Source organism: Vibrio fluvialis (assembly GCF_900460245.1).
Lineage (GTDB): Bacteria > Pseudomonadota > Gammaproteobacteria > Enterobacterales > Vibrionaceae > Vibrio > Vibrio fluvialis.
The window spans coordinates 1010415-1028506 of record NZ_UHIP01000002.1 but is presented as its reverse complement, the minus strand read 5'-3'; the positions used below and the strand labels follow the sequence as shown (position 1 = coordinate 1028506).

Annotated in this window: 15 protein-coding genes and 1 pseudogene; 8 read left to right on the top strand and 8 right to left on the bottom strand. The window is 51.4% G+C overall.

Annotated elements, in window-relative coordinates:
• The first annotated feature begins 61 nt into the window (after positions 1–61).
• Both DYA43_RS19780 and DYA43_RS19775 read left to right on the top strand, forming a co-directional pair.
• Positions 62–373 (top strand): annotated as a pseudogene (locus DYA43_RS19780) (c-type cytochrome).
• A 94-nt stretch (positions 374–467) separates the two neighbouring features.
• Positions 468–1214 (top strand): TetR/AcrR family transcriptional regulator, encoded by a 747-nt coding sequence (locus DYA43_RS19775; RefSeq protein ID WP_020430310.1) that lies wholly within the window; start codon positions 468–470, stop codon positions 1212–1214.
• 68 nt (positions 1215–1282) lie between these two features.
• Here the strand turns inward: DYA43_RS19775 and DYA43_RS19770 are convergent, their stop codons facing one another.
• The 3 genes from DYA43_RS19770 to DYA43_RS23170 are packed head-to-tail and all read right to left on the bottom strand — an operon-like array spanning position 1283 to position 3336.
• Positions 1283–2551, bottom strand: a complete 1269-nt coding sequence (locus DYA43_RS19770) for a DEAD/DEAH box helicase (protein ID WP_061055452.1) — start codon at positions 2549–2551, stop codon at positions 1283–1285.
• A gap of 36 nt (positions 2552–2587) precedes the next feature.
• Positions 2588–3169 carry an acyl carrier protein phosphodiesterase gene (locus DYA43_RS19765; protein ID WP_020329138.1) on the bottom strand — a complete coding sequence of 194 codons (582 nt, stop codon included), beginning with the start codon at positions 3167–3169 and terminating at the stop codon, positions 2588–2590.
• A 41-nt stretch (positions 3170–3210) separates the two neighbouring features.
• Positions 3211–3336, bottom strand: a complete 126-nt coding sequence (locus DYA43_RS23170) for a hypothetical protein (RefSeq protein WP_020329137.1) — start codon at positions 3334–3336, stop codon at positions 3211–3213.
• Positions 3337–3665: 329 nt separating this feature from the next.
• Here DYA43_RS23170 and DYA43_RS19760 point away from each other — a divergent pair, with 329 nt between their 5' ends.
• The gene (locus DYA43_RS19760) at positions 3666–4871 is read left to right on the top strand and encodes an aromatic amino acid transport family protein (protein WP_047460452.1); all 1206 of its coding nucleotides are present in this window, start codon (positions 3666–3668) and stop codon (positions 4869–4871) included.
• 201 nt (positions 4872–5072) lie between these two features.
• Positions 5073–6497: a methyl-accepting chemotaxis protein gene (locus DYA43_RS19755; protein WP_061055451.1), complete on the top strand. Its 1425-nt coding sequence runs from the start codon at positions 5073–5075 to the stop codon at positions 6495–6497.
• A 61-nt stretch (positions 6498–6558) separates the two neighbouring features.
• Here DYA43_RS19755 and galE read toward each other — a convergent pair whose 3' ends face one another.
• Both galE and DYA43_RS19745 read right to left on the bottom strand, forming a co-directional pair.
• Positions 6559–7575 carry a UDP-glucose 4-epimerase GalE gene (gene galE / locus DYA43_RS19750; RefSeq protein WP_020430313.1) on the bottom strand — a complete coding sequence of 339 codons (1017 nt, stop codon included), beginning with the start codon at positions 7573–7575 and terminating at the stop codon, positions 6559–6561.
• Between the two features lie 55 nt (positions 7576–7630).
• Positions 7631–9613, bottom strand: a complete 1983-nt coding sequence (locus tag DYA43_RS19745) for a diguanylate cyclase (protein ID WP_061055450.1) — start codon at positions 9611–9613, stop codon at positions 7631–7633.
• Positions 9614–10052: 439 nt separating this feature from the next.
• Here DYA43_RS19745 and DYA43_RS19740 point away from each other — a divergent pair, with 439 nt between their 5' ends.
• Genes DYA43_RS19740 through DYA43_RS19730 form a run of 3 tightly spaced genes read left to right on the top strand, consistent with a single transcriptional unit; the run spans position 10053 to position 12451 of the window.
• Positions 10053–10793: a 5-oxoprolinase subunit PxpA gene (locus DYA43_RS19740; RefSeq protein ID WP_020430315.1), complete on the top strand. Its 741-nt coding sequence runs from the start codon at positions 10053–10055 to the stop codon at positions 10791–10793.
• A gap of 12 nt (positions 10794–10805) precedes the next feature.
• The gene (locus DYA43_RS19735) at positions 10806–11525 is read left to right on the top strand and encodes a 5-oxoprolinase subunit B family protein (protein WP_061055449.1); all 720 of its coding nucleotides are present in this window, start codon (positions 10806–10808) and stop codon (positions 11523–11525) included.
• A complete protein-coding gene (locus DYA43_RS19730) occupies positions 11522–12451 on the top strand; it encodes a 5-oxoprolinase subunit C family protein (protein ID WP_081094688.1) in 930 nt (309 codons plus the stop codon). The genes DYA43_RS19735 and DYA43_RS19730 overlap by 4 nt, the downstream gene beginning before the upstream one ends.
• A gap of 92 nt (positions 12452–12543) precedes the next feature.
• On the opposite strand, the gene DYA43_RS19725 is transcribed toward DYA43_RS19730, so the two are convergent.
• The 3 genes from DYA43_RS19725 to DYA43_RS19715 form a co-directional block, all read right to left on the bottom strand.
• Positions 12544–14007: an FAD-dependent oxidoreductase gene (locus DYA43_RS19725; protein ID WP_061055447.1), complete on the bottom strand. Its 1464-nt coding sequence runs from the start codon at positions 14005–14007 to the stop codon at positions 12544–12546.
• A 338-nt stretch (positions 14008–14345) separates the two neighbouring features.
• Positions 14346–16787, bottom strand: a complete 2442-nt coding sequence (locus DYA43_RS19720; protein ID WP_061055446.1) for an ABC transporter permease — start codon at positions 16785–16787, stop codon at positions 14346–14348.
• Positions 16784–17461: an ABC transporter ATP-binding protein gene (locus DYA43_RS19715; protein WP_020329125.1), complete on the bottom strand. Its 678-nt coding sequence runs from the start codon at positions 17459–17461 to the stop codon at positions 16784–16786. Before DYA43_RS19715 ends, DYA43_RS19720 begins: the two co-directional genes overlap by 4 nt.
• Between DYA43_RS19715 and tesA the strand changes: the two genes are divergently transcribed.
• Complete coding sequence (tesA, locus tag DYA43_RS19710; protein WP_038127732.1) at positions 17460–18059, top strand: multifunctional acyl-CoA thioesterase I/protease I/lysophospholipase L1; 600 nt, start codon at positions 17460–17462, stop codon at positions 18057–18059. The genes DYA43_RS19715 and tesA overlap by 2 nt on opposite strands.
• Positions 18060–18092 lie beyond the last annotated feature (33 nt).

Here is an 18092-nt window from a genome sequence, read left to right as displayed (position 1 = left end):
TCTTGCGCTTCCCCTAAGGGGAAGCTTTACAATAGGCGCAGTTTTTCATGGAGATTCCATTATGCGCCTATGGCTACTTTTCCCAGTCCTCTTTGTGTCACTCAACGCTCAGGCCGTTGAAGGCGATCCCGTTCTTGGCCAGCAAAAGGCGCCAAGTTGAATATTTTGTCATGGCTCTGATGGAAAAGCCGTTAACTCAAGCTACCCTAATCTCAAAGGCCAGAGCGAAAACTACCTGTTTTCGTCGATGAAGGCTTACCAAAATGGTGAACGTTCCGGGCCATTAGCGCAGATGATGCAAGCGCAGTTGCAAAAGCTCAATGATGAAGACTTGCGTGACATTGCTGCATTTTATGCTTCACAGGGCGATTAAATGAGCAAACAGTCGCTATCACTGTGCTTTTTTCCGTGAAACTCCGGATCAGATCTGGTAAAACAACGGCCGACAAGGTGGACTAAAAGAAGCAATGACAGAAAAGAGACAAGGGCGCCGCAGCGCTCAAGATGCACAGAAAACCCGATATCACATTTTAAAAGTGGCAGCAGAAATGTTCTGCGAGCTCGGCTATGCCCGGGTTTCTCTGCGTCATATCAGTGAAAAGGCCGGCGTATCGCACAGTCTCATTCGTCATCACTTTGGCAGCAAAGAGAAGATTTGGCACAGCATCAGTGATGGTCTGCACCTTTACATGCAACATTACATTCGCAAGGTGCTGGACAACATTCCCGACACCACTCCGGTGAACGTCAAACTGTATACCTTTATCATGCGCCTGCTCGCTCATGGTCTGATCGTCAAACAACCTATCCAACTGATCGCCGATGCCGTGCGTCAGGAAGATGCCTTGTTCGACTACTTCATTGATACAGCCGGTGAGCTGGAGTGTCTGATTGAAGACTTATCCAACCAATACAACACTGAATACCCGGATTCCCCAATTAAAATCTGGGAGCTGAAGTGGCAGATGATTATGTACACCCATGGTGCTGCAAGCCTTACGCCGTTTTTGCGAGAGACCTTTATCGAAGAAACCGACGATCTAGATGTCTGTCTGCTGCGCCACTGGCAACTGTTTAACGACATTATGGTGCACAAATTTAATGTACCTTCAGAGAGTGTATTACAACCAAAGGCGGTAACGGATCTGGTTTACAATCTGGACTACAACTGGGAAAAACAGTGCGCGCAAATGTGTGAGATAGCGGAAGAATAGAAAAAAGGCTGCCCGAGGGCAGCCTTTTTTAATCGTGTGACATCGAGTAAATCACCACTCAATAGCGGTTACTGCTTTTTGCCACGGTTGGCATGAATCTTCAGTTTGGCTTTCATTTTACGCTTTTCCGACGAGCGGCTGTTACGGCGAGGCGTATTGCTCTCATCACTCATCACTACCGGTGACGGCTCATACCCTTTCAGCCACTCTTGCGGCAGACGCTTATCCAGCAGACGCTCGATCGCTTCCAACAGAGGCTGTTCATCGTGGCTCATCAAGGATACCGCAAAGCCGGATTTGCCAGCTCGGCCCGTTCGGCCAATACGATGAACGTAATCTTCGGCCTTAAACGGCATATCGAAATTCACCACTTGTTCCAGCTCGGCGATATCAATCCCGCGCGCGGCGACATCAGTCGCGATCAACGCGCGAACTTTACCTGCTTTGAAATCATCCAATGCTTTCTGGCGTGCGCCCTGACTTTTATCACCGTTGATCGATGCGGCCTTGATGCCATCCAGTTTCAGCTCTTGTGCCAGAGCATCACTGCCTTGCTTGGTGCGCGTAAACACCAGCACCTGCTGCCAGTTACGTGAACCAATCAGATACGCCAGCAGTTCACGTTTGCGCTTCTTATCCACCGGGTACACCATTTGCTCAACCGTATCAGCTGTAGAGTTACTCGGCGCCACCTGCACTTCAACGGGTGTTTGCATCATGCGATGAGCAAACGCTTTGATTTTGCTATCAAACGTCGCGGAAAAGAATAGGGTTTGGCGATCATGCTGCATTTTACGCAGTACGCGCTGAATGTCCGGCATAAAGCCCATGTCGAGCATGCGGTCGGCTTCATCCAGCACTAAAGCTTCTGCGTTGCCGAGATAGAGCGTTTTCACGTGGGCATGGTCAAGCAACCGGCCTGGGGTTGCGATCAGAATGTCCGCCCCGCCACGCAAATTTTGCTTTTGAACGTTCATACTGGTGCCACCATAGGCAGTAACGATTTTCAGCTCGCTGCCCTGAGCATACGCTTGCAGGTTATCGAACACTTGCTGCGCCAATTCACGGGTCGGAACCAGAACCAGCGCGCGAATATCCTTACTGTTGGCTTCACGAGGCGCCGGGTTATCGAGAAAGCGCTGAATCAGTGGCAGACCAAACGCGGCGGTTTTCCCAGTGCCAGTCTGCGCGCCCGCTAACACATCTTTCCCTTCCAGCACATGCGGAATTGCTTGAGCCTGAATATCCGTTGGCGTTTGGATTCTAAGCTGCTGCAGACGCTCAACCAGCGCCGGAGCAATGCCTAATGAAAGAAAAGTTGAAGATTCTGCGGACATGTTACTTACTCGAAAAACAATGGGCCGCGGATTGTATCAGACCTCTGCGCGTTTGGCTTTCTCTAATACGTCCGGATAGAGAGAGGAAAACAGTTGGCGCAAAGGTTGGTAGTGCTTGTTCATACTGTCAAAACAGTAAGCCAGAGTCGCCATACGTGCACTGCGCTGCGACATGCGTTGCAGCGCAAACTCGATGTTATCGAAGTCAGCATAAGACTCCAGCCAACGTCCCTGCCACATATGTTCAGAAACGCGGGTAAAGCGCTCGGGTAACTGCGCTGGATACGCCTGCTGAACCTGTCGCTGCGCGCCGTTTACGAACGCTCTTAGTGAAAGATCATGGTACAGGCGCCACTCTTTTGCCAGGCAGTGATCCCAGAACATATCCAGCGCAATCGGCGCAAAACGGCGGGTTTGCGAGGAAAAGCAAGCTTTGGCTTGCTGCATAACCGGATGACTGTCTGTGTATGCATCAACCAAACGATGCAAACGAATACCACGCGCAATCTCGGGAGAAAATTGTGCGCTGGGGTCACCTTTGACAAAATCACCTAACAGGTTGCCGAGCAGACTACTCTGACAATGATCCGCGATGTGGAGATGGGCTAGATAGTTCATAAGCGGAAAGCCAACACCAAGGGTTGGCTTATCTGACGGGATTATTGAAGACAGAAATCGTCGTTGATTTCTTCACGAGCTGACTCGTATTCAGACAGATCAAAACCAATTTCAAGCGCATCAAGCAGCTCAAGACTGTCTTCTTGGTATGTTGTTTGGTCACTCATTGTCGACCTCCTTAATAAAACGCGGGATTCACCATCCCGTTTCCTTTCTATATTGCTTATATGACACTCTTGTGAAAACCGAAAGTCATCTTGCAACAAAGTATGATGTTTATCATAGGTTGTGCCGCTTTTGCTACCCCATCAATCAGCACAGCCCAAGATGTATACTTTTAATTACAGTTATGGATTTTTATTTTTACAAACACGTTGACCAAAACCCCTTGGTGCTACAAAATAGCTCAAAACCAGCGATTATGACGTTATTAACTGGTTATTATTCGCACAATGCACTTATGCAACCACAACAATCGTACATATAAGTTTACATTATGATGCAATCAAAGCTTTTAGGCAGTACTTTGATTATCGCTGGCACCACCATTGGTGCTGGTATGCTGGCTCTGCCGCTAGCCTCAGCCGGAATCGGCTTCTCCACTTCCCTGATGATTATGCTCGCACTGTGGGCACTCATGGCGTTTACCGCGCTGCTGATGGTGGAAATTCACCAATACGCAGACAAAGACGCAACGCTACACACGCTTGCTAAACAGATCCTTGGCAATAAAGGTAAATGGATCGCGACCTTTGCTATGCTGTTCCTTTTCTACGCACTTTGCGCAGCATACATTGCCGGTGGCGGCGCGCAGTTTACCAACCGCATCAGCGAATTTACCGGCCTTGAAGTGAGCGGGCCGACTGGCACACTGATTTTCACCCTGATTGTCGCGGCGGTCGTTACCATCGGTACGGGTACTGTGGATCGCGTCAACCGCCTGCTGTTTGCGGGTAAGATGGTGGCCATGGTGATGGTGTTAACCTTCCTTGCACCAAATGTCAGTCAGTCTTACCTGCTGAGTATGCCGCTGGGCCAAGGCCTTATCGTCGCCTCTATTCCGGTCATTTTCACCTCCTTTGGTTTCCACGGCAGTATTCCGGCGATCGTCAACTACCTGGACGGTCACACGCCTTCTCTGCGTAAAGCGATCGTCGTCGGCTCTGCGATACCGCTGGTCATCTACGTATTCTGGCAAGTGGTGACACTGGGTGTCGTAAGCCAACCGGATCTGGTTAATAACGCGGGTTTGAGTGCGCTTATCGGCACACTATCGCAAACCGTTCATCAGTCGAACTTAGGCCATGTGATTGGTATCTTTGCCGATTTGGCACTGCTGACCTCATTTTTGGGTGTCAGCCTCGGCTTGTTTGAATTCATGGGTGACACCATCCGTAAGAAAGATGGCAACATGAACCGCATCGTCGCGTCGCTGGTCACTTTCACTCCACCGTTGATGTTTGCGCTGTTCTACCCACAAGGTTTTATCATGGCACTGGGCTACGCCGCTATCGCACTGGCTGTGCTGGCTATCTTCCTGCCGTTGGTGATGGTTGCCCGCGTACGTCGTCAGGCGAATAACAACGACTACTACCAAGTAATGGGTGGCACTCCGGCTCTCGCGATCACCGGTGTCGTAGGCATCCTAATCGTCGGCGCGCAGCTGCTCATTACCGTCGGGGTTCTGCCATCTTTGGGCTAATCTTACTTTCGGTAAAGTAAACGCAACAGGGTGAATATCACGGTATTCACCCTTTTTATTATTCGCACACCTAATTTGACAAACATCTCACTTTCATTAATTAACCCAACATATATTTCATAAATTTATGCAGGGTTAAACACATTCAGCGGTACGATATACCCGTCTATTCCAATCTATTTCTGTTGCACCGGAGTAACCATGAAAGAAGTTCAATTCAGGACGATTGACCGCGTGTTCATTAAGATGTCGATCAACGACAAAATGTGGGTGATTTTTGCCCTCTTTCTGACCGCGTTAACTGCCATTGCTGGCGCTCGCTACTTCGACACGCTGACGCGTTTTGAAGATCAGTCAAAACTGGCCGTAGAATACAAATTACAAGGGATGTTAAGTCATGGTGACGTGACGACCATTCCGGGGCTACAAACTCGCTCAAGCATTGCCGATACCACTTATAACAACGGCCGCGTGACCGCAACATCAAGCGCGAGCGACGGTAAAGTCTATGCACTGAGCGAAGATTTCACTCGTCAGGCACAGCAAACTCGCTCAGATGCCCTGACCTCTTTCTTTATGGCCTACTTGTGGGCGATTCCGTTTGCCATTTTCGTTTACTGGGTAGCCACCTTCATCGGCGGCGCATTGTGGGTGCTCTACACCACCACATTGAAAATTGCGGAAGGCGATTTGACGTCACGTCTTGGTTTTCACCCGGGCCGCGATGAGTTTGGTACTATCGGCTGCGCACTGGACAACGCCATGGATACGCTGACTGACTTAGTGGTATCGGTGAAAGACAACTCATCGACTCTGAGTGACAGCTCAAACTCGTTTGCCAAAGAGATGAAAGAGAGCGAAACCCAGATTCAAAACCAGTATGCGTCACTGGATTCTGTTGCCACTGCGATGGAAGAGATGACCGCCTCTGCTCAGGAAGTGTCGAGCATTTCTCAGCAAGCGACTCATCAGGCCGAGCAGGATTCAAAGCAGGTCGATAGCAGCCGTCGCCGCGTACAACAAGCGATCAATGAGATTGAGCAGCTATCGCGATTCATTGCGCAAACCTCTTCTTCGGTCTCGACCCTGAACGAGAACGCGATTCAGATTAACGAAGTGATCACCACCATCAACGCAATTTCCGAACAGACTAACCTGCTGGCACTGAACGCCGCGATCGAAGCCGCTCGCGCTGGTGAACAGGGACGCGGTTTTGCTGTGGTTGCGGATGAAGTGCGTACCCTGGCCAGCCGCACGCAGGCAGCGACCGTTGAGATTCAGTCAATGATTGAAAAACTGCAAACCGAAAGCCAGAACATCGCTAAGATGACCCAGCAGACGGTGACACAAGCTCAGAGCAGCAGTTCGCTGGTGTCTGAAATCGGCCAGGACATCAACCAGATCGCCGACTCTGCGCAAATGATTAACGACATGAGCGTGCAGATCTCTACCTCTGCGGAAGAGCAGAGCTCAGTGGCAAATGATATTGCGACAGAACTGAGTGATATTCGCGCGCAGTCCAACACCATCCGCACAGTAGCGCAGCAATCCTCGGCAGGTATTGCCAACATTGCGCAAGCCACGCGCAACCTTGGTCAGATTCTGGAACGTTACCGCACCAACTAAGCTTAACTGTTCGCAGACAAACAAAAAGCCAGTCATCAGACTGGCTTTTTTATCTTTGCCACTAGGCTTGCGGATAACCTTGCGGGTTATTGGATTGCCAGCGCCAGGTGTCCTGAGTCATCTCTTCCAGCGTGCGCGTCGCTTTCCAACCCAGTTCTTGCTGCGCTTTCGCCGGGTCAGCCCAGCACTCTGCGATGTCGCCCGGACGGCGTTCCACCAGCTGGTAAGGCACGGCTTTATCTGAAGCCGCTTCAAACGCTTTCACCATCTCCAGTACACTGTAGCCATTGCCTGTCCCCAGGTTATAGACGTGCAGACCCGCTTTCTCGCCCACTTTTTGCAGTGCTGCAATATGACCATCCGCCAGATCCATCACATGAATGTAATCGCGCACACCAGTGCCATCTTTGGTCGGATAATCGCTGCCGAATACCGACAAGAATTCACGGCGGCCGACAGCCACTTGTGAGATAAACGGCATCAGATTATTAGGAATACCTTGTGGGTCTTCACCCAGTTCGCCCGATGGATGTGAACCAACCGGATTGAAGTAACGCAACAAGGTAATGCTCCAGTCCGGGTTCGCTTTTTGAAAATCGGTCAGACACTCTTCGACCATCAGTTTGCTGCGGCCATAAGGGTTCGTTGCACTGGTCGGAAAATCTTCAGTGATTGGCACGGATGCCGGATCGCCATACACTGTCGCCGATGAGCTGAATACCAACGACTTCACGCCCGCTTCACGCATCGCATCCACCAGCACCAGAGTGCCATTAACGTTATTGTCGTAGTATTCCAGTGGCTTCTGTACCGATTCGCCCACGGCTTTCAAGCCAGCAAAATGGATCACCGATTGGATCTGATGACGTTGCATCACGTCGATCAGCAGTGCTTTGTCACGAATATCGCCTTCGATAAATTGAGGGCGCACACCTGACACTTTTTCAATGCGCGCTAATACGGTGGATTTGCTGTTGTACAGGTTGTCCAGAATGACAGGCGTCATTCCCGCTGCAATCATTTGAATGCAGGTATGGCTGCCAATGTAGCCCATGCCACCTGTTACTAAAACGTTCATGCCTAGCCTCCTTAGAATTTGCGGTCATTGTAGCGGCATTAGCCCCTGAAATCACTCAGGAATCGGCTTGATCTCGCTGTGCCTTATCAATGAGAACAAAACGCCCTTTTCCGGAACACTTGGCCTGATACATGGCACTGTCCGCTGATTTCATGATGGTATCGATGTCTTCATCGACAGAGTCGACAAAATAGATCCCCAGACTCGCGCCGACGTTCAGCAACAGGCCGCGATAGACAATATCCTGCGCTATTAAAGTGAGCAGCCGATTTGCCAACGACGCGACACTGTCACGCTCACTGGGATGAATCACCAACACAAACTCATCGCCAGAGAGACGCACCACCAGATCGTGGCTGCGCACCTGAGAAAGCAAACGTTCTGACACCTGCCTGAGCACTTCATCACCCGCATCGTGACCATACGAGTCGTTGACTTGTTTAAAGCCATCCAGATCCAGATAGATCAGCGCAAACGGCACCAGTTTGTTACGATTGGTGGCCAGAATATCTTCCAGTACACGGTAAAGTTCACTGCGATTGGCCAGCCCGGTGAGCGAATCATGATGAGCCAGATACTCCAACCGCTCCATCTCTTTGATGTTCGACAAATCGGAAATCATAAACACCATGTCGTAATCGTGTGGCGCTTCCGGCAAAGAGATTCGATTCACCTTGATCAGCAATGGCACCAGATGACCGTCCTGATGTTGCTCCCACACTTCGCCCTGCCAACGGCCCTGCACGGCCACCGCTTCCGAAATGGCGGGTAACAGATCAGAAAGCTGCTGCCACGCCACGCTGTTCTGGGGTTGTCTATCCAACATTAAGTCGCGGCTATAACCGAGTAACCGGGTTACCGCCGGATTAATTAATGTAATTTCACCCTGAGCGTTGAGCACCATCAAGCCATCCTGACTGTTCTCAAACACCCCGGCCGCCAGACGTTGACGGCGCATAGCAATTTCAACCTCAGTGACATCCTGAATGGCGAACAGCGTCTGCCCCGGACGAGACAATGCCCGGCTTCCCACCCGCAACAACAGCTGATGGCTGAACACATCAGTAGCAACCAATAGCTGCTCATCGAGCTGAATTTCATTGCGCAGTGCCGATTCAATCAGATCGATATCCTCGGTTTTCAGCACATGAAACAGATTCGCCCCGCGCAGATAGGCACTGGTGCATTTGAACACATGATTGGCAGCATCATTGGAGTGAATGATCATCCCCATCGCATCGACAACCACCAGTGCGTGCTGCACGGTGTCGACCACTTCGTTCGCGAACGATTTTTCCTGCTCCAGCTTGTCGAGAGTAAACAACACCTGACGTTCACGCTGTTCTAACTTATCCAGCATGGTATTAAATGCATTGACCAGATGGCCGATCTCATCGTCCGAACGGCTCACCAGTGTTTGGCTGCGCTCACGCTTTTCGATGAACGCTTGCATCGCCTGATTGAGTGCCAGCACGGGAGAAAGAATCATGCGCTGCGCCATCCAGTAAAGAATGAGACCGCCAACCAATAGCAGCGAGAAAAAGAAGCTGGCGTTATACAGCGCCGATTCGTAGAGCTGGTCGATCGATTGCTTGGAAATAATGACCCGCAAAGACGCCATGTGATCGGTGTCGATTGCAACGGGCACGCGCAGGTAAATATAATCATCGCCAATCGAATACTGATGCAGGCGAATCTGCTCTCGCTGCGCTTCGTTTGGTATCGGCGCGCTGCTGTCTGGCCGCTCATACATCGCAAACAGCTGCTCATATTCGTTGTACAGCTTGACCCGTACCACATCGCTGTCGGCGGAAAATGCCGACAACACTTCTTGCGCCGCCAGTTGATCATCAAACAGCACCGCCGCCTGAAGGTTGTATGCCACGCCTTTCGACAACACATTGACCCGCTCGATGAGGTTGGTCTGGCGTAATTCTGTGGCGGTATACAGCCCGAACCCCTGCGCGATGAAGAAAATCAGCGTCATCAGCAGAAAAATAGGAAACAGCAGTTTGGTGCGCAATGACAGATCAGCCATACCGCCGACCTTGTAATGTCAAATATCGCAGATTCATTATGGCCAATGTGGGCCTGTTGTTAGGTATCATTTGTCTCGATTTCTGCCACTGCCTTCGATAAAGATAGGCGCAAATTATTGATTTTGAGTAATTGCGAATTCTAAACGGCTATGTCTGCGACACGTCCTCCGCGTTGTACCCGCTCAGTTTTTCACCTATTTTACCGCAAAAATCCCGCACTCACTCGCACGAACTGGGAGCATCTTGGCTCAGGATAAGACCGAGCGAATTTCCTGAATCTTTTCTGGTTCACTATTCTTTTCAAGGGACGCGTAAAAATCTGGACAAACCGCTGAGAAACCGGAGACTGCAATACAGGAACAATGAATAGGATCACTGTTTGCAGCGCGCATTTCCTGCAACTTAACCGTGACTTACACAACAAGGATAGCGAATCCGGTGACTACACGTACAATCAAACTCAACTGCGACATGGGCGAAAGTTTTGGCGCCTGGAAAATGGGCGCCGACGATCTGGTGATGCCGTATGTGGATATGGCGAACATCGCCTGCGGCTTTCACGCCTCCGACCCTCACGTCATGAGCAAAACCATTGATATGGCGCTGCAACACGATGTCATGATTGGCGCTCACCCGGGTTACCCCGATTTACAAGGGTTTGGTCGCCGCTCCATGGCGTTCAGTGATGAGGAAATTTGCGAAATCCTGATCTATCAGATTGGCGCTTTGAAAGCGCTGTGTGAAAGCAAAAATGCCGAGTTGAGTTACGTCAAACCACACGGAGCGCTCTATAACGACATGATGCGCGATAAAGAGATCTTCCGAGCCGTGGTCGATGCCGTGTCAGTGTTCAACGTTCCGCTGATGATTTTAGCTTCATCCAACAATCAGGATTATCTGGATATCGCCGACAGCTATGACGTCCCGCTGCTGTTTGAAGCGTTTGCTGATCGCACCTATCTGGCGAACGGTAGCCTGACACCACGCTCCATGCCCAACGCGGTGCTCAAAACCGAAGATGCGATTCTGAGCCAAGTGCAACAAATTGCAAAATATGGCAAGGTAACCAGTGCCGATGGTTTCGTGATTCCCATCGAGGCCGACACATTGTGTGTACACGGCGACAACGACGAAGCCATTGCCTTAATCGCCAAAATTCGCGACCAACTGGACATATGAAAAGGATTTTAATTGCGCCTCAATTACTCTATCGAGCAGGTTGCAGAAAGTAGCCTGCTGATTCGTTTTGATCATCAAGCCCATGCTTCACTGTCTCTCATCATCGGAGAGATAGCCAAACGAATCCGCCTCACTCTGGGAGACTACGTGATGAACGTGACTCCATCTTACACCACCATTCTGATTGACTACTTACCGTATCGCATTGCACCTCAGACCTTCGCAAAACGCGTCATACAGTGTGTTGAGAAAGCCACCGAGAAGGACGCTCAACCTGCGGCGGCCGTTGAATTGCCAGTTTATTACCACCCAGATGTCGGGCCGGATTTAAGACTGTATCAGCAACAGGGTCTCTCTCTGGATGACGTGATTGCACTGCATAGCAAGCAAACCTACACTGTGTGCGCCATCGGATTCGCACCAGGGTTTGCGTTTATGACGGAAGTGGCCGAGCCACTGCGCCGGCCGCGACATGCCACGCCGAGACTCTCTCTTCCAGCAGGCAGCGTTGCGGTTGCCGAGCAGCAAACCGCGGTCTATCCAAACGCCTCGCCTGGTGGGTGGAATATCATCGGGAACTGCCCTCTGCCACTCTTTACGCCAGATACATCGCCGATGATACCTTGGGGGATTGGCAGCCAAGTGACGTTTCGTGCCATCAGCCGGGATGAATTCCTTGAGCTAGGCGGAATAATCGCACCTGAGCAATTTCAATGGGAAAGCGCACGATGAAAACTTGCATGACAGTAATCAAGCCAGGTCAACTCAGTCTGATTCAGGATTTCGGCCGCTTTGGACTTAGCCATGTCGGCATTACCCAATCGGGCCCGGTGGATGATTATGCTTACAGTTGGGCTAACCACCTGCTGGGTAACTTGGTCAATGCTGCCACTCTGGAAATTACCTTAGGCCAGGCCGAATTTGAGCTTCAGCATCCTTGTCAGATGGCCATCACGGGCGGCGACCTCAATGCCACACTTGATGGCAAACCACTGACTAACTGGTGTACGTTCAGCGCGCAAAAGGGACAACGGCTTAAGTTTTCCCTGCCGCGCAACGGACTTCGCTCTTATCTCGCGGTACGCGGCGGTTTTGTGGTTAACGCCCACTTAGGTAGCGTCTCTACCGTAAAAAAAGAAGGTCTGGGCGGATTGCATCAGAATGGCAAACCACTACAAAAAGGTGACGTGCTGCAATTCCTGCCCCACTCGCTAGACGCAAAACCGCTACAAATGACGTTTCGACTCAAGCCAGATTACAACCTGCCACTGCGACTGCGGGTGATTGAGAGTTACCAGAACGCCAGCTTTGACAAAGAGAGTCTGCACACCTTCTTTAACCGTACCTACACCGTCAGCCAGCATGCCGACCGCATGGGCTATCGCCTGACCGGGCCAGAGGTCACGCCTCCCTCAGAGCCCATTCTGTCGGAAGGGATCGCTCTCGGCGCTATTCAGATTCCACCGGATGGGCAACCGATTGTGCTGCTCAATGATCGCCAGACAATCGGCGGCTACCCAAAAATAGGTTGCGTGGCGAAGATCGACTTACCACGTTTAGCACAAGCCAAACCCGGCCAGAGCGTTCGTTTTGTCAGAGGCGATTTGGAAGGCTTGCAAGATGTGTGGTGCCAGTGGGCACGATTTTTCGGCTACTAAAAGTCCGCGGAGCCACATTTGTCATTTTTACCGCAAATACGCACAAAAAAAGCCCTGATACATCAGGGCTTTTTTATTTCTATGCTCATGGCTTAAGCCATTCCTACCACTTTCGCCAGCGCTTGTGGATAACCACGTTCGTCAGCCAATTGCAGTGCTTTCCGCTCTACCTGCTCTGCAGAAAGGCTCATGCTGACCGGATGCTGAGCCTCTATCGAGTCTGCAGCCTGTTCGTCCGCCAATTGCCATTCAGCGACAATCTTACGCGCAGCTTCCAGCGCTGAAGAGCCTTTAACCACTTCAATCCGCGCATAATGACGCGCTTCAAAAGTCACATCCGCAGCACGCAGCGTAGCGTCTTCTCCGGGGATCTGCTGCGCGCCAAACAATGGTTTACCGCCGACTTCAGCGCGAGCAAAGTCAGGCACAAACTGGCTCATATGCTCAATCGCCCGCTCGGTACGCTCACGAGTTGCGTCAGCCTGCCAGCCTTGCGTGATCTTGTTGGCAAGATAACCCGGTAATTGCGGCTGCGAAGAGATGCCGTTGGACGCAACTAACCCATCTTCAAACAGGGTAATGCCTTGAGTCATGCCGTGCAGTTGGAACACCCCATCAGCGTACGGCGTCAGTTGCGCCATTCCTTGCGGTGTGCCACGAGGCCCGTGGAAAATCACTTCTGGCCACTGCTGCTGGCACTGCGGCCAATGCGTAACATAAGCGGCTTTGAATTCCACCAGGCGCTGGCGCGAAAAGCGCGTCATGTCATCGACTTTACCGGTTTCGAAGCCACAGGCATTGACCAGATAATCGCTCACCAGTTGATGTTGGTGCCCGTTTTTATCCTGATATGTCAGTTGCCACTGGTTATCCACGAACGCCGAAGCAACTAAGGTCGCGTTAGTCAGCACTTGGCAGTTGTCCAAAGACGCCAGCACCAGTTCGGCACTGGCTGCCAAACGAAAGACACTCCAGCCATATTCCTGAACCGCAACCACCGGATATTTCAAGGTGGACAAATCCGTGTGCTGAGCAAACGGAATCAGCCACTCCTCGATCGTGGTCGGTTCCTGAGGCTGAGTTTTTGCCGCCAGAGCTTCAAGTTGCGCACGATCAAACGTCTGATAATACGCTTGCGGTGCGCCGAGAATTTGATTGCGGGGATCTTCATCCACCAGCGATTGATACGCGTCCTGAATGACTGACAAACGCGGCAAAATCTCTTCCGGCTGCCCCGGGTCGGTATGCGGAACCGCAATCACCGTCGGACGCTTATTCAGCGTGTGAGGATAAAGGCGCACCGTCTCAATCGACTGTCTGAGTAACTCAACGCACTGTTGCTGCGAGATTTCCCGGTACAAGTTACCGCCCGCATGCAGGTGACAAATAGGTGGGCCATTGACTAACCCCGGTCCTTTTTCCAACAGCAACACGTTGAGCCCTAATTCACTCATATGAACTGCTGCAGTCGCCCCCGCAACACCACCACCAATGATAGCGACGCTGGGTGACACGGTATTTGGCGTTGTTTGTAACATTTCGCTGCCGATAGTCATTTATTCACTGCTTATTCTAATGCTTGTAAAACGCTATGAAAATCACATTTTTTACGCGGTCTTATCTCAATAACGACACATTTATGTCGTCAATTTTTCTCTTACTACTCATCAGAGGAGCTAGATCACTCTATGAACAAATCAAGACAAAAAAATGAAAAAAAATGCTTGACTCATTATTGCCAAAACCGCGTTTTCGACCCCTTGTGCATAACGAATTGGCTGGATCCTTCGGCGGCACGGGGCTGGCGCGAAACGGTGAGTTATTAACAGGCTGAGTTATCCCAAACTTTATCCACTGTTTTTGTGGATAACTAAACTAATTACTCAAGTAACTTCTAATTAAACGCTTTATTTATAGGGACTAATAACCGCTTAATCAGACTGCTCACAACGACAGCAAGTGTGCAAAACGTCACCACCGGCAACGTCAGCCACATCAGGAAATGCGCCGATGGTGTCAGTTCAAAACCAAATTTCATCACACTCGCTACGACGGTATCCGCACTGATACTGGCGACCAGACCCGCAATCAGCGCCATCAAACCGTATTCAGCCCATATCGTGCGGGTCACTCGGCGTCGACTCGCCCCGAGAGTACGATAGAGCTGAATTTCTTGTTGACGTTGGCTCAAGCTCAAACGCAGCAGCGTGAAGATCAACAAGATGCCTGCCACGACTCCCAGAGCCGCCAGAACGGTGATCGACCAAACGATCTGCGTCAGTAGCGTCTGGATCTTCGCTCCCATCGAGCGGATATCCAACAAGCTCACCGTCGGATGATTGCGCGACAGTTGGTTGAGCAGCGCATCATTCTGGGATTCAACCCGGAAACTCACCAGCCAGCTGCCCGTAATGTCTTTCATGACATCCGGCGTGAAGATGAAATAGAAATTCGGCTTCATTTCGCGCCACTCTACGTGGCGAATGGTGTTAACGACCGCTTCAATCTTTTGGCTGTTGATGACAAAAGTCAGTTTGTCACCGATTTTCAACCCCAAATCGCGCGCGACATCTTCCTCGACCGAGACACCATCGTGTGTGGTCCATTTGCCTTCCAACACCTCGTTGTAGCTCGGTAGCGACTCTCCCCAGGTAAAATTGAGCTCACGGCGCAGCGCGTCCGTTCCCTCTTCCCCCTGAGTCAATGTTTTGGCATCAACACCGTTAATGTCCGCCAAACGGCCCCGAATGATTGGAAACGCCTGAGAGCGTTCGATCCCGGCTTCGTCGAGTGTTTTGAGGTAAGCCTCTTTCTCATACGGAGCGATATTGAGTGCAAAGGCGTTCGCGGCATCCGGTGGCAGTGTGCGCTGCCAGTCCGAAAGCAGGTCGGTACGCACCAACCACATCACCGCAAGCAACATCAGCGACAGTGACAGCGCGCCAAACTGAATCCCCGTCGCCACGCTGGAACGATTGATTCGGCTGAGTGCCAATTTCATTGACGTACTGAGCGGAAGACGACCGAGCAGGCGCGTGACGGCAACGCTCAGTACCGCTAACACCACAAACAGAACCGCAATGCCAGCCAACACAATCCACACCAAGCGGTTTTGCCAGTACACCGCCAACATCGGGATCAGCGGCACTAAAATCAGCGCCACATTCCAGTGGTGGCGATTTTGTTTTTGCGCCGCTTGCAGCACGCTCACGGCATTCACATTCAGCAGATGTCCAAGCGGAATACCGAGCGCAGGCACAGCAATCAACACGCTGGAGGCCAACGCTACGATGGCAGGCTTATAGCCGTAACCCGGCAGCGGATTGGGCAGCAGATCCACCAGCGGCACGCGCAACAAGTACTCCAGCCCGACACCAATCACGATGCCGGCAATTGCTGCAAATCCGAGTAACATCAGTACCTGCACCGCTAACCAGCGGCCAATCCAACGTTTGCTGGCGCCCAAACTTTTGAGCATGGCAATGGTGCGCTGACGTGTTGAGACGTAGTGCTGACAAGTCAACACCAGCGTCGTCGCCGCCATAATGATCACAATAGCAACGGTCAGAGAGAGGTATTGCTGCGTGCGTTCAAACACTTCATTGGTACGGCTGGCGCTGTTCTGATCGCGCCAGCGATCGCTTGGGGTCAGTTCAATCGCCTTTTTCAGCGCCTCGATTTGCGCAGGCTCACCGTTAATAAACAAGCTGTAACTGACTCGACTACCAATTTGCAAGGCGCCAGTTTTCGCCACATCCTGCTGGTGAATAAATACCGACGGCATTTGTTGAAACGGGTTAAAACTCAAACCAGGCTCTTCGACGATGCGACCACTGACGGTAAAATCCGCATCCCCAATTGTCACATTGTCACCAATCGCCACGTTGAGCTGGGAAAAAATACGTTCATCCAGCCACAGTTGACCAGGCTGAAGATGATTGACGATGCTTTTGCCGTCGGAAAGCTGCATTTCGCCGCGAATGGGGTACTGACTATCCACCGCTTTGACTGTCACCAACTGCATGCCGTTGTCACTGAACGCCATGGTCGCAAAGCGGGTCATGTTCGAGGTTGTCATCGATTGCTGCTGAGTGAGCGATTGCAGCGCGGGCGGAATCGGGTTGGCGGACACAAACACGCTGTCAGCAGTCAGGGCATCTTTGCCCTGCTTCACCACCACTTGTTCCATGCGTCCGGCCAGCGCCGTGAGAGCAAATACGCAAGCGATGATCAAGGTCAGCGCCACAGAAATGGGCCACAACTGACCGTGACGAATCTCGCTCAGGCTCCAGCGAATTAAGCGCTGGTTGAGCGCGGGGGCAGAGGTCTGACTCATGTACGCTCCTCCAGCATGCCTGCTTGCATGTGGAAACGGCGGTCACAGCGTGCCGCCAGTTTCGGATCGTGCGTCACCAGCACCAGCGTGGTGCCATGTTTTGAATTGAGTTCAAACAGCAAATCAATCACTTTGGCGGCCGTTTCCTGATCCAGGTTGCCCGTCGGTTCATCGGCAAACAGCACCTGCGGGCCAATCATAAAGGCGCGCGCCAACGCGACCCGTTGCTGCTCACCACCAGAAAGCTGTCCCGGTGAGTGATGAATGCGATGTTCCAATCCGACAGACGCCAGCAGCGCGGTCGCGCGGTCGCGATCTTCGGCCTCGCCTTTCAGCAAACATGGCAGGGTGACGTTTTCCAGTGCCGAAAGGCTGGGAATCAACAGAAAGCTCTGGAACACAAAGCCGACCGATTCACTGCGGATCGCCGCACGCGCTTCGTCATCAAGTTCAGACAGTGCCTGCCCGAGTAAGTGAACTTCTCCGTGGCTTGGCGTATCTAACCCGGCAAGCAGTGTCATTAAGGTCGACTTGCCCGCGCCAGAAGTACCGACGATGGCAACGCTTTCGCCCTGATGAATCTGCAGATTCACCTCTTTAAGGATTGTTAATTGCTCCTGATTGGTGGAGACTACTTTGGACAACGATTGAGCTGAAATAACAGGTGTTTGCATGATTCGACGACTTTCCTTGATTCTTGTTCTTTTCTTTTCCGCTAGCGCTAGTAGTAACACACTCTTAATACTTGGCGATAGTTTAAGCGCTGGCTACCAGATGCCTATTGAGCAAGCTTGGCCCAGTTTACTGAGCCGCGCCTTGAAGGGAAAAGGCAAAAATGTTTCTGTTGTTAACGGCAGCATCTCCGGTGATACCACGGGTAACGGCCTGGACCGCCTGCCTTCATTGCTGAAACAGCATCAACCGGATGCGGTTCTGATCGAACTCGGCGCTAATGATGGCTTACGCGGTTTTCCACCGAATGTGGTCGAGAACAACCTGCGCAGCATGATTGACCAGATTCAGGCCACCCAGAGTAAAGTCATTCTGATGCAAATTCGTATTCCGCCCAATTACGGCAAGCGATACAGTGATGCCATTGCCAAGCTCTACCCGACACTGTCGGACGAAAAAGCCGTTCCATTGATTCCGTTTTTTCTTGAGCAAGTCATCGTCAAACCAGAATGGATGATGAAGGATGGCTTGCATCCGAAATCGGAAGCTCAACCTTGGATTGCCGATTACATGGCAAAACAACTCGCACCGCTACTCTGAGTGCTGCTTACCTTTTCTTTCCAGATTCCGCCC

Bases quoted from the DNA above. Each gene is read 5' to 3' on its own strand.
- DYA43_RS19725 (WP_061055447.1), bottom strand. From the start codon at position 14,007: ATGACTATCGGCAGCGAAATGTTACAAACAACGCCAAATACCGTGTCA.
- DYA43_RS19775 (WP_020430310.1), top strand. From the start codon at position 468: ATGACAGAAAAGAGACAAGGGCGCCGCAGCGCTCAAGATGCACAGAAA.
- galE (WP_020430313.1), bottom strand. From the start codon at position 7,575: ATGAACGTTTTAGTAACAGGTGGCATGGGCTACATTGGCAGCCATACC.
- DYA43_RS19755 (WP_061055451.1), top strand. From the start codon at position 5,073: ATGAAAGAAGTTCAATTCAGGACGATTGACCGCGTGTTCATTAAGATG.
- DYA43_RS19715 (WP_020329125.1), bottom strand. From the start codon at position 17,461: ATGCAAACACCTGTTATTTCAGCTCAATCGTTGTCCAAAGTAGTCTCC.
- DYA43_RS23170 (WP_020329137.1), bottom strand. From the start codon at position 3,336: ATGAGTGACCAAACAACATACCAAGAAGACAGTCTTGAGCTGCTTGAT.
- DYA43_RS19765 (WP_020329138.1), bottom strand. From the start codon at position 3,169: ATGAACTATCTAGCCCATCTCCACATCGCGGATCATTGTCAGAGTAGT.
- tesA (WP_038127732.1), top strand. From the start codon at position 17,460: ATGATTCGACGACTTTCCTTGATTCTTGTTCTTTTCTTTTCCGCTAGC.
- DYA43_RS19770 (WP_061055452.1), bottom strand. From the start codon at position 2,551: ATGTCCGCAGAATCTTCAACTTTTCTTTCATTAGGCATTGCTCCGGCG.
- DYA43_RS19730 (WP_081094688.1), top strand. From the start codon at position 11,522: ATGAAAACTTGCATGACAGTAATCAAGCCAGGTCAACTCAGTCTGATT.
- DYA43_RS19745 (WP_061055450.1), bottom strand. From the start codon at position 9,613: ATGGCTGATCTGTCATTGCGCACCAAACTGCTGTTTCCTATTTTTCTG.
- DYA43_RS19720 (WP_061055446.1), bottom strand. From the start codon at position 16,787: ATGAGTCAGACCTCTGCCCCCGCGCTCAACCAGCGCTTAATTCGCTGG.
- DYA43_RS19760 (WP_047460452.1), top strand. From the start codon at position 3,666: ATGATGCAATCAAAGCTTTTAGGCAGTACTTTGATTATCGCTGGCACC.